This window comes from Haliscomenobacter sp. (assembly GCF_040403615.1).
In the GTDB taxonomy this organism is placed as follows: Bacteria; Bacteroidota; Bacteroidia; order Chitinophagales; family Saprospiraceae; genus Haliscomenobacter.
This window is the reverse complement of record NZ_JBBAKG010000037.1, coordinates 7615-19256: the sequence shown is the minus strand read 5'-3', so window position 1 is coordinate 19256 and position 11642 is coordinate 7615. Positions and strand designations below refer to the sequence as shown.

Sequence of the window (11642 nt, the reverse complement as noted above, 5' to 3'; positions counted from 1 at the left end):
AATTGGTAATAATCCCGTTCCTGACTGCTCATGTCCAGCAGTTGAATGTCCCGTACTCCCCCACCCCGTTTTTCCATATTGGCGGTGATGTGCTGCACATCATGGAGCAGGTAAGTGCGCAATTCAGGCATCAAGCTTTGCAGTTTTGCTGCCTCTCCTGACCAACTAAAGTGCAATTGCCCCAATTTGGTGGTACCCAAAACTTCCGTTTTAAAGCCGCCTTTGCTGTGCCAATATTTGGCAGCACTTGCTGCCGCCGCTACCACCGAACTCTCTTCGATGACCATTGGAACGGCATAAATGCGGCCATCAATCAAAAAATTGGGCGCAATTCCATAAGGAAAGAAGTAGTTGCTCAAGGTGTTTTCACTAAACCCATCCATCACCCGCTGCAATTCGGCATCATCGTGCCAAAAATTGCGCAATGCAGCGATGGTCGATTCTGGTGCAGCAGTGAAGTGTTCTGCCAACCACTGCATTTTTTCTTCTTTACTCAGCTTGTGGAGTCCTGAAATTGTCTTTTCCTGCATTCTCGTTCTATCTGACCTTTAAAAATGCTTGTGCCAGCTCCAAACCTTCAATTTGGGCAGCGATGTATGTATGCAAGGTTTCGTAATCGCCTTGAGCATGCTTGAGAAACCCTGATGCCTGGCCGTATACCGCTGGCATCTTGAGTTTGTTGATGAGGTAATACCCATCCAAAAAATTTTGAACCCCGCCAGAAATGATGACCGCAGGACATTTTACTTTATCCCCTAAGTCAATCAAAGCCTGGTTCACAAAATCGACCATTTCGGCGGCACTGTGCCCAACATGAGCCAACTGGCCAAAAATCAATTGCTTGGCTTCGGTAGCGCGCAGCAATTCCAGTTTGGCAAAATTGGTGCCACCCGCAGCAGCAAAGTCGATGGCCGCCAAAGGGCGTTGCAACAATTCCCGCAGACCTGCGGGCCCAATGCCTTGCCCCACTTCCTTTACGATGACCGGCATTTTCAGGTGCTCGATGATCGCGTCAATGGTCATTAAAGGGGATTGAGAGAAGCGGTCTCCTTCGGGTTGCAGCCATTCCTGCATGGGGTTGACGTGAATGATCAAGCCACTGGCATCCAGTTTGTCGAGCAATACATCAATCCGGTACAATTCTCGGCGTTCAATGAGTTGTTCCAATTGGGCAATGCCCAGGTTGGCAAATAAAGGTTGTCCCTTCATCAATGGTTTTACCGCAAAATCGGGCAACACCTCATCACTGTACAACAAGGCCCGACAAGAACCCAAACCCATACCCATGCCAAATTCGCCACAAGCCCGAGCCAGGTTATGGTTGATGGTACTTGCCATGGCCGTGCCTCCGGTCATACTCGACACCCAAATCGGCACCTGAAAGATATGGCCTAAAAATGGAAATGAAGGCCATGAACCCGCGGTTGGATGCCCACTGTGCAGGGGTTCATAGTAAAAACGGGTATCCAGTTCCCCATGCAGCACTTGAGAACGAAAAGTAAGCTGAATGTGATCGCGCTTGCGTTCTTCAGCAGTGGGATCTTGTTCTGGCTTCATGAAAATGGTCGAATTGTTTGGCTCCTTCATCAAAAGGGAATATTCATCCAACAAAATTAAGCAATTAGCTGGATGCAATCGTGGAAAATCAATTTCGGGAGTGAAACAAGATTTGTAATGGAATGTTTGTGCAGAGAAAAGAAAGAAAAAAGATTCGAACAAATAAATTTTTACCTAGTTTTGACTAATACGAAAAGTGGAAGTCAAGTCCGAACAAATTTTAGCCTGAGGAGCGAACGTTCGGACTTGGAGCTTCCTGCTCAAAATTAGAAACGCTTATTTACATAGAGGTAATCGCAAATTGGAGGCGGAACGATTTCCAAAGTCCCACAAAAATAAGTTACAAATACACCATTGTGTGATTGTGACACAATGATAAGAATAATTATCTTTGTGTGCAAATCACACTAAGCTTTTTTTCAAAGTTTTTTCAAATGGACGAATTATTTACGGTACTAGGCGACATCAAGACTTTATTCAATCAATCTTTGAGTGAGCTCTCGGTAGATTGTGTGGTTTTTGGATTTCACGACAATCAACTAAAAATCCTATTGCTGAAAACGAAGGGCAGCAGTGAATGGTCGTTGCCGGGTGGCTGGATATACAAAACAGAAGATGTAGAGCAGGCTGCTTACCGGATTTTGCAGGAGCGTACCGGCCTGGATTCCATATATCTACAACAATTTCATGCCTTTGGGGCCAACAACCGCTACAACGGCAAGGAAATCATGTCTCGTGTTGGCATTCCTCCTGAATATAATTTTTTGCCCGAGCGGGCTGTCTCGATTGGTTATTATGCCCTGGTGGAATATTCCCTGGTAGAGCCCAAAGCTGATGATCCATTTACCGAAGAGTGTCGCTGGTGGGATCTTGAGGAGATACCCGAATTGTTGTTCGACCACAATCAGATTGCGCATACTGCACTAAAAACCTTACGTCGACAATTTGATTACCAGCCAATTGGTTTTAATTTGCTTCCAGAAAAATTCACGTTAATCGAATTGCAAAAGTTGCATGAGACCATTCGTGGCCGCTCTATGGATCGGGGAAATTTCCAGAAGAAAATGCTGAGTTATGGCTTTTTAGAACGCCTGGAAGAAAGGAAGACTGGAGGAGCGCACAAAGCACCTTATTTGTACAGGTTTGATGAAGAAAAATATGCAGCTTATTTGCGGTTGAATGATGACTGATTTCATCGGTTTTTTTTGCGCTGGCGGATAAAGTACATGCCTAAAAAGAAACCGATCAAGGTCAATGTTTCAGTTTGATTGGATTCTTCCAGTACTTGAATATCTCCGCTTTCTTTTACAAATTGTTGCATGTATTGATATTCGATTGAAATCGGGTCATTATCGGTATTTGGCAAATCGTGGATGAGCTGCCAATGCTGCATGAAAATATTTTTGCGTTTCCAGATGTATACATCGCCGTTATCCAGGTGAATGATTGATTTGCCAAATAAAGACAATTGGATATAACCCAGATGCTGATCCTTTTCATCAAAAATTTGTACTTTCCTCAAAAAGACGCCTTCCAATATAAATTTGACGACGATTCCATTCAATTCTGATTGGATGGTCTTTCCAAAAGTTGAGAATTGCATTTTTCCCATGTACTGACCACCCTCGTCTACAAACTCATAGCCTCTTTTGAAAGGGTGAGAAATCCATTTTAGTCGGGATGGAAAAGGATAGTAGTACAACATCTTCGTAAAATTTGTGGGAAAGGTTAACAAATACCAACTCAAGACTTGAAAGATAAATATTTTTGTTAAAATCCATTTAAACCAGCGTAAAAACCGCTACTTCAAATCCAGTGTTCCGTCCAAACCAATGTATTTCGTTAATATTTTCAAAAACAACCAAAAAAAAGACCTTGAATATTGCATTCCAGTTCACTGAAACGTACTTTTGTTCTCACAATGAACGAACTGACTATACATATTACCTTTACGCCATACCGCCGTCGTTTCACACGTCGCCCTTTGGGGGCGTGACTATATTTCTTTACCCACCGGGGTAGGATGTAATTCCCTACCAAATACCACCAAGAAAGTTGTATTTTTCAGATGCATGTGCCTGATGGCAAATTGCTAAAGTGTGCGCAAACCAAAAGTTTGTTTAACTTTTACAAGGTCGTCAACACAAATGCAGATTTGAGCGTGTGCTTGTTTTTTTGTTCACCCAAATCCAGGCCTGAAAAACCTGTAAAACCTTTAATGACTGAAATGGAATTTATCGTTGAGGTAGCCCAACCCGAGCATGTAAAGTATGCAGAAGAAATCTGCAACGAAATGCGTGAATCTGCCAAAGCCCGTGGAACTGGTATCGCGGAGCGCAAGTCCGAATACATCATCAAAAAAATCCACGAAGGCAAAGCAATTATCGCATTGCAAGGCGACAAGTTTGCGGGTTTTTGCTACATCGAAACCTGGAGTCACGGTCAATACGTGGCCAACTCCGGTTTGATTGTTGCCCCGGATTACCGCCGTTACGGATTGGCTACCCGCATCAAAGAGCGCATTTTTGAATTGTCGCGAGACAAGTACCCTCATGCGCGTATCTTTGGCATTACCACCAGCCTGGCGGTAATGAAAATCAACTCTTCCTTGGGGTACGAACCGGTTACTTTTTCGGAGCTCACTCAGGATGAAGCATTTTGGGCAGGCTGCAAAAGCTGTCCAAATTTCGATATTCTGGAGCGCAACCAGCGCCGGATGTGCCTGTGTACCGCCATGCTCGCGCCTTCCAAAAATGAGGTAGAGCAAATGAAACATGATTTATCAGACCTAATTGTTGTTGCCAATGTCTAATCATAAAGTTGTACTGGCCTACAGTGGTGGGCTAGACACCTCGTATTGTATCCTTCACCTTACCAAAGACAAAGGATTAGAAGTTCATGCCCTCACTGTTGACACAGGAGGTTTCAGCGTAGAACAACTGAAAACCATGGAAGAACGCGCGCTTGCGCTGGGTGCCAAAAGTTTTCGGGTAGCCAATGCCTTAACCGATTACTACGATAAGTGCATCCGCTACATGGTTTTTGGGAATGTATTGCGCAACAATACCTATCCCCTATCGGTAAGCGCTGAACGCATGTTTCAGGCCATCGAAACCGCCAAATATGCCCAGGAAATCGGTGCAGGCGCGGTAGCGCACGGCAGTACAGGAGCGGGCAATGACCAGGTAAGGTTCGATTTGGCCTTCAACGTATTGGGGCAAAACCTGCAAATCATTACCCCAATCCGCGACATGCAACTGTCTCGTCAGGCTGAAATTGATTACCTGATCGAAAACGGTTACAATTGGAACTGGGAAAAAGCCAAATACTCCATCAACCAGGGCATTTGGGGCACGAGCGTGGGCGGAGCAGAAACGCTCACTTCTCAAAAATCACTGCCCGAAGAGGCTTACCCAACCCAACTTACTGAAAAAGAACCTTCAGTGGTAGAACTCCAGTTTGAAAAAGGAGAGTTGCAACTGGTCAATGGCCAAAGCTACTCCCACCCTACTGAAGCCATTCAGGCGCTGCAACAATTGGCAGGGCCATATGCCATTGGTCGCGACATCCACGTAGGTGATACCATCATCGGCATCAAAGGACGGGTTGGTTTTGAAGCTGCTGCCCCGCTCATCATCATCAAAGCACACCACTTGCTGGAAAAGCACACCCTCACCAAGTGGCAGCAGTACTGGAAAGACCAAATGGGCAACTGGTACGGTATGATGCTGCACGAAGCGCAATTTCTGGATCCGGTCATGCGCAACATCGAGACCTTCCTGGAAGATACGCAAGAATACGTTTCGGGCAAAGTTTGGGTAAAATTGATGCCCTACCGCTTCGAACTACAAGGCATTGAATCACCAAACGATTTGATGAACTCCGCCTTTGGCCACTACGGAGAAATGAACAAAGGCTTCAGCGGAGAAGACGTGAAAGGGTTTACGAAGATCCTGGGCAACCAAACGAAGATCTTCCATTCTGTACACAAGAAATAACGTCTTGGGTTTTAACCTAAGACCCCATAAAATATGATCAAAGTTGGAATAATCGGTGGCGGTGGCTACACTGCAGGTGAACTCATCCGCATCTTGCAATACCATCCCGAAGTAGAAATAAGTTTTGTACAAAGTGCCAGTCAAGCTGGCAAGTACGTGTACGAAACCCATGATGACCTCTTGGGAGAGTGCAACCTCAAATTCAGCGCGGAATTGTCAACCGATGTAGATGTGCTGTTTTTGTGCATGGGGCACGGGCAATCTCCAGCATTTATGGCCCAAGACGCCATTCCCGATCAAGTTGCCGTCATCGACCTGGGCAATGATTTTCGCCTGGAGGATTCCTGGGCATATGGTTTGCCGGAATTGAATCGCTCGGCGATCCAAGGGAGTAAGCGCATCGCCAATCCTGGCTGTTTTGCAACCGCTATTCAATTGGGTTTGTTGCCTTTGGCCAAAGCAGGTTTGCTGGGTACTGAAGTACACATCAACGCAACTACTGGATCAACGGGTGCAGGACACGCGCCCAGCCCAACCACCCATTTCAGTTGGCGGGCCAGCAATTTATCGGTGTACAAAGCTTTCGATCACCAACATTTGGGTGAAATTCGACGAAGTCTCGTCCAGGCACAACCCGGCTTTGAAGGAGTATTAAATTTCATTCCCCTCCGCGGCGATTTTACGCGCGGCATCCTGGCCACCATGTACCTGGACTGCAAGCTGAGCGAAACAGAATTGAACGAACTCTACGCTCAAACCTACGTTGACGAACCCTTTACCTTTGTTAGCGCGCCCAACCCGCACCTCAAGCAAGTTGTCAACACCAACAAATGCCTGGTACACGTGGAAAAGCACGGCAACAAAGCCTTCATCATCAGTGCCATCGATAACCTGACCAAAGGTGCTTCCGGTCAAGCTGTCCAAAACCTGAACCTGATTTTCGGTTTGCCAGAAAAGACTGGCCTCAACCTAAAGTCAGTCGCGTTTTAAGTCAGCCACCCCATGGCTTTAGCCGTGGGAGGCCATACCATCATCCCAACCCACGAATTTATTCGTGGAAAAAAAAGAAAAATGAAACTCTTCGACGTATATCCACTCTACAACCTCAAGCCCGTGCGGGGCGAAGGCAATTATGTGTATGACGAAAAAGGCGAGGCCTATCTGGACTTGTACGGTGGCCACGCGGTGATTTCCATCGGCCATGCGCATCCACATTATATTGCCAAAATCACGAAGCAGTTGCATGCCCTCGGATTTTATTCCAACTCCATCGTGAATGACCTGCAAATGGAGTTGGCACAGAAATTAGGTGCACTCTCTGGTTGCGACAGTTACAACTTGTTTTTATGCAATTCCGGTGCTGAAGCCAATGAGAACGCCCTCAAGATGGCCTCGTTTCACAATGGCCGTACCAAAGTCGTGGCCTTCAAAAAAAGCTTTCACGGACGCACCTCAGCAGCGGTGAATGTTACGGACAGCCCCTATATTCAGGCGCCCATCAACAAAACTTTCCCCGTAGACTTTTTGCCCTGGAATGACCTCGATGCTGTAGCAAAAAGCATATCCAAAGGCGATGTAGCCGCCGTAATCATTGAAGGCATTCAAGGCGTTGGCGGCATTTATGTGCCCAATCCGCATTTCTTGCAAGAGTTGCAAGCGCTGTGCCACAAGCACGATACGGTATTGATTCTCGATGAAGTTCAATCGGGATACGGACGCAGTGGGCGCTTCTTTGCATTCCAGCACGTACCCGAAATTGAACCAGACCTGATCACCATGGCCAAGGGAATGGGCAATGGCTTTCCGGTAGGAGGCGTGCTGGTTCATCCAAAATTTAAGGCCAAACACGGCATGCTGGGTACTACTTTTGGCGGAAGCCACCTCGCTTGTGCCGCGTCGATTGCGGTACTGGAAGTATTGTATCAGGAAAAACTCATCCAAAATGCGGCGGAAGTAGGCAATTATTTGCTAGATGAGTTGGCAAAAGTGGAATTAATTAAAGAGATTCGCGGCGAAGGATTGATGGTCGGAATGGAGTTTGATTTCAACACCGCTGAATTGCGCAAAAACCTCTTGTTTGACGAAAAGGTTTTTGTGGGTTCTTCTTCCAATCCCAACGTCATCCGCCTGCTGCCAGCCCTTTGTCTGGGCATCAAAGAGGTGGATTTATTTACGGAAAAACTGGATCAAGCCCTCAACAAGCTGGAGCTGGAATAAATTTTCAATTGGAGTAAAGTATGAAAGACTTCACATCTGCTAAAGACGCAACCGATCTGGCGGGACTGGTAAAACTGGCCCGCAACATCAAAGCTGATCCTTTCATGTACCGGGATGCAGGCAAGGACAAAACGATGGTATTGCTTTTTTTCAATCCCAGTTTGCGTACCCGCCTGAGTACCGAAAAGGCTGCACTGAACCTCGGCATGCAAGTGATCAGCATGAACGCCGATCAGGGTTGGACGCTGGAATTTGAAGAAGGCGCCATCATGGACGGCCCAAGTGCCGAGCACGTCAAAGAAGCAGCAGCGGTGGTTAGTCAATACGCCGACATCATTGGGATTCGCTCTTTTCCCGGTTTGAAAGACCGTGAAAAGGACTACTCCGAACAAGTGATCGAGGCCTTCAAAAAATACGCAAGTGCTCCGGTGATCAGCCTGGAATCGGCCACCCGCCATCCTTTGCAGTCGTTGGCAGATGTAGTTACCATTGAGGAATTTAAAAAGAAAGACCGACCAAAGGTGGTACTCAGTTGGGCCCCTCACGTGCGGGCGCTTCCCCAGGCTGTACCCAATTCATTTGTGGAATGGATGAAGATTGCCGATGTGGATTTGGTAGTAACCAATCCACAAGGCTACGAATTGGCTGATGAATTCATGAATGGCGTAACCCTGGAATACGATCAAGAAAAAGCTTTTGAAGGCGCAGATTTCATTTATGCCAAAAACTGGTCTTCGTACACAGAATACGGCCAGATTCTCAACAAGGATGAAGCCTGGCGCATCACCCAGGATAAATTGACCAATTGGGCCAACAATGCTTACTTTATGCACTGTCTCCCCGTACGCCGCAATGTAGTAGTGGAAGATGCAGTACTGGATGGCCCCAATTCAATTGTAATTCAGCAAGCGAATAACCGGACTTGGGCAGCGCAGGCGGTGGTAAAAAAGGTGTTGGAGGGGTTGTGAGGCTTGTAATACACCGAAAATATTAATGGATCACGTATAGTTAAATTTCTTTATTTGAAAAAAAATTCATTTTTCTATTTCCTAAAATTGTTAATTTTTGTATATAACTTTTGCATATTTGCATGGAGAATTAACCCATTTGAATCCATTCCTCTAAATCCAGTTTTTCCATGCAAAGGTCGTTCTATCCCCTACTTTGCCTAATGCTCTGCATTCAGGCAATTTCCGTTCATGCACAAGTCTTCAAAGGCTTCAAACTTCTCGAAAAAAAGAAACCAGAAAAAGCTGAAATCGCCTTCATCCGGGCATCAGGCAAACCTTCTCAACAGGATGCTGTGGAGTATGGTTTTTACAAACTTCATACCAAGGAACTCCGAGATGCCAAAAATTTCAATGCGCTTTTGCCAACTTATCAAAAATTATCCAATGCATTAAAAGGTTTCAATGCATTGCCAGAGAAGTATGCTAAACGCTTTAAGAAGAAAGGAATCGTGGCACGAGATTTTCAAACTGCAATCGGAAACTTACAGACTCTAGCTTTAAAGTTGGCTCAAAAAAGCGATTCCGTTCTGGTACTTGATGATTTTAAAGCCGAGATGGGACAAGAGATGTCAAGTAGTTTGTCTCATCGGTACGACATTGTTGAAGATTCACTTACTAGAAGCAATTACAAATTTCAGGACTACGCTACGTTGCGCTCCATTTATTTACAACATCGTAAATCAACCAACCGCCTGCGTCTGGCTACAGATCGCAAATTTGTCTACCGCATTCTCTTTGCTTACTGTCGTGATTATCCCTTACAAGATTTTCCAGGCTTTTGCAAAGATTTGCCCATTCATTGGTCTTGCAATGATTGCTATTGGAGTGAATTCAAAGATTCTTTGCAAACCCACCAGCTTTCAAGTTTACTCAATTTCATGTATGATCACCCTCGGAGTAACCTAGATCAGGTCATCTCGTATGCATTTGAACAACCTGTAAATGCCGACCTGGTTGCTCAAGCGGAGGCTTTGGATGCAAAGAATCGGGAAAGGTGGCTCGAAACCCAACAATCAAGTAAATGGTTGAGGGGGGATTTCACCCTTGGTATCTCCGATGAAGAACTGGTTAAGCTGATTAAAAACTACCTCAAAACAACCGCCCCCAGCAACCGGAGTTATTGGGTACTTACGGAATGCCTCGAGCTATTGCACGAAAAGCACTCCTGGCCTTTAGCCGCTGAGTTGACCCGCTATGCCCAACCGCTCTACCCATACTTAAGCGACACCGCTTGTGTTCCCTCTTTTGGCATCCTCAATAAAGATTCTATTTGGTTTGCAACCACAGTCCACGCTTTTACTCTTCCTGAGGAAAATCTGGCTTACAAAAAACTAGCTGCTTCAACCAAAATGGACGATTACTCCCCTGTAATCAAGTTGGATGCTTCGGTACTTTATTTTGCGTCAGAAACCAATGGAGAAGAAACCCCCACCTTAGATATTTACGCAAGTGAAAAAGCCGATACAAGCTGGACTGTTCCTACCCGAATCCCTGCATTATCGGGCAAAGAAGATCAACTGCCTCTATCTTTGGCCCTGCATGGAAACCTGATGCTCCTGAAATCAGGCCACAAACTTTGTTTGAGTGCCCGCAATGGCAATGATAAGGCATGGTCAAACCCAAGTCCGGTTTCAAGTGCTATCAATTCATTTTCCTGGATAGGACGAGGCACCCTTTCTGAGAACGGCCAAGTACTGATTTATGAAGCGGCACTGGATTCTTTTCCATTATTGACGGAGAGCAACATTGATTTGTACATCTCCATATTTAACCCTAAAACCAAAACCTGGAGCGAACCCTCCCTGCTCAATTCAATTGTGAATACTCCCTGGCAGGAACGGGCGCCATTTTTGCACATCGACGGAGAGTCGCTTTATTTTACTTCTTATGGCAACTTTGGACTCGAAGAGCAAGACCTGATGGTGACCACCAGACTCGACAGTACCTGGCACAACTGGAGTGTACCCAAGCCATTGGGCAAACAGATCAATGGCTTCAGTGATGATTTTACCCAGGGACTAAGCATCAGTTCCAACGGCGTACAAGCCTATACTTCACTTAACACAACAGGATTATCACGTGATCTATTCATGCAAGAGTTGCCTTCTTACGATCGACCACGCCGGGTAAAAATCATCAAAGGGCAAATCGAGAAATACCAAAAATCGCCTTGGGTAAAGTTGGTAGATGCCCAAACTGAGCGGGTAATCGACTCGACTCGATCGGATGCCAATGGTGAATTTTTATTGTTGAGCGTTGCCGGAAAATCGAAGTACGCCATCATTTATGCGGATGATCCCGACATTTATTCTACTTATGTTGAGCTTGATTTGGACTCCATTCCAGACGTTGGGAGGTTGGTTGAAAACCCCATTACGATTGGTATTTCAGAAATGGTTGCCCAAGACATCCCTATTCCGTTGCGTTACGTTCAGTTTGGCGAGCAAAGCGATGGCGTAAGTGCAAGAACGCAAAAAGAATTGAATTGGATGACCCGCTTTTTTCTCCGCCGCAGAATGTCTTTCTTATTGGCTGGATATGCAGACAAAAAAGAACCAGACCCTAAATCCTTGTCGATGCGCCGCGCAAAAAACATCAAAAGCTATTTGAGTACCAAAGGATTGATCGATGATCGAATCTGGCTACAGGATTTTGGTGAAGAAAGACCAACCATGTCCGCTAAAAACCGGGTGAAAATTACCGAGAATCGGCATGTAGAAGTGTATTTGAAAAACTGATCAGAAAGGATCGCAACAAGTTTGATTTTGATAGGAAACACCTGAACCATTCCAATTTCTTGAAACCTACTGCTCGATAGTTGGATTTTCAAAAAATCGGAATGATTCAGGTGTTTCCTTCA

At 45.6% G+C, this 11642-nt stretch carries 10 protein-coding genes; 7 read left to right on the top strand and 3 right to left on the bottom strand.

The window, feature by feature from the left end:
• Together ABW391_RS13800 and ABW391_RS13795 are read right to left on the bottom strand one after the other, a co-directional pair.
• On the bottom strand, nt 1-530 hold a 530-nt coding region (locus ABW391_RS13800), incomplete at its 3' end, for a hydroxymethylglutaryl-coenzyme A reductase family protein (protein WP_502916325.1).
• A gap of 7 nt (nt 531-537) precedes the next feature.
• Nucleotides 538-1557, bottom strand: a complete 1020-nt coding sequence (locus ABW391_RS13795) for a beta/alpha barrel domain-containing protein (RefSeq protein WP_353482466.1) — start codon at nt 1555-1557, stop codon at nt 538-540.
• A gap of 434 nt (nt 1558-1991) precedes the next feature.
• Here ABW391_RS13795 and ABW391_RS13790 point away from each other — a divergent pair, with 434 nt between their 5' ends.
• Entirely contained in the window at nt 1992-2747 is a 756-nt protein-coding gene (locus ABW391_RS13790; protein WP_353482465.1) for an NUDIX hydrolase, read from the top strand.
• A gap of 2 nt (nt 2748-2749) precedes the next feature.
• Here the strand turns inward: ABW391_RS13790 and ABW391_RS13785 are convergent, their stop codons facing one another.
• Entirely contained in the window at nt 2750-3262 is a 513-nt protein-coding gene (locus ABW391_RS13785) for a hypothetical protein (protein ID WP_353482464.1), read from the bottom strand.
• A gap of 522 nt (nt 3263-3784) precedes the next feature.
• Here ABW391_RS13785 and ABW391_RS13780 point away from each other — a divergent pair.
• From ABW391_RS13780 to ABW391_RS13755, 6 genes are all read left to right on the top strand, one after another.
• Complete coding sequence (locus ABW391_RS13780) at nt 3785-4369, top strand: GNAT family N-acetyltransferase (protein WP_502916324.1); 585 nt, start codon at nt 3785-3787, stop codon at nt 4367-4369.
• Nucleotides 4362-5555, top strand: a complete 1194-nt coding sequence (locus ABW391_RS13775) for an argininosuccinate synthase (RefSeq protein ID WP_353482462.1) — start codon at nt 4362-4364, stop codon at nt 5553-5555. The genes ABW391_RS13780 and ABW391_RS13775 overlap by 8 nt, the downstream gene beginning before the upstream one ends.
• A 33-nt stretch (nt 5556-5588) precedes the next feature.
• Nucleotides 5589-6545, top strand: coding sequence for an N-acetyl-gamma-glutamyl-phosphate reductase (gene argC / locus ABW391_RS13770; protein ID WP_353482461.1), 957 nt, complete (start codon nt 5589-5591; stop codon nt 6543-6545).
• A gap of 81 nt (nt 6546-6626) precedes the next feature.
• The gene (locus ABW391_RS13765) at nt 6627-7772 is read left to right on the top strand and encodes an aspartate aminotransferase family protein (protein WP_353482460.1); all 1146 of its coding nucleotides are present in this window, start codon (nt 6627-6629) and stop codon (nt 7770-7772) included.
• 20 nt (nt 7773-7792) lie between these two features.
• Nucleotides 7793-8740, top strand: a complete 948-nt coding sequence (locus tag ABW391_RS13760; RefSeq protein WP_353482459.1) for an N-acetylornithine carbamoyltransferase — start codon at nt 7793-7795, stop codon at nt 8738-8740.
• Between the two features lie 170 nt (nt 8741-8910).
• Complete coding sequence (locus tag ABW391_RS13755; RefSeq protein WP_353482458.1) at nt 8911-11520, top strand: OmpA family protein; 2610 nt, start codon at nt 8911-8913, stop codon at nt 11518-11520.
• The last annotated feature ends 122 nt before the right edge of the window (nt 11521-11642 follow it).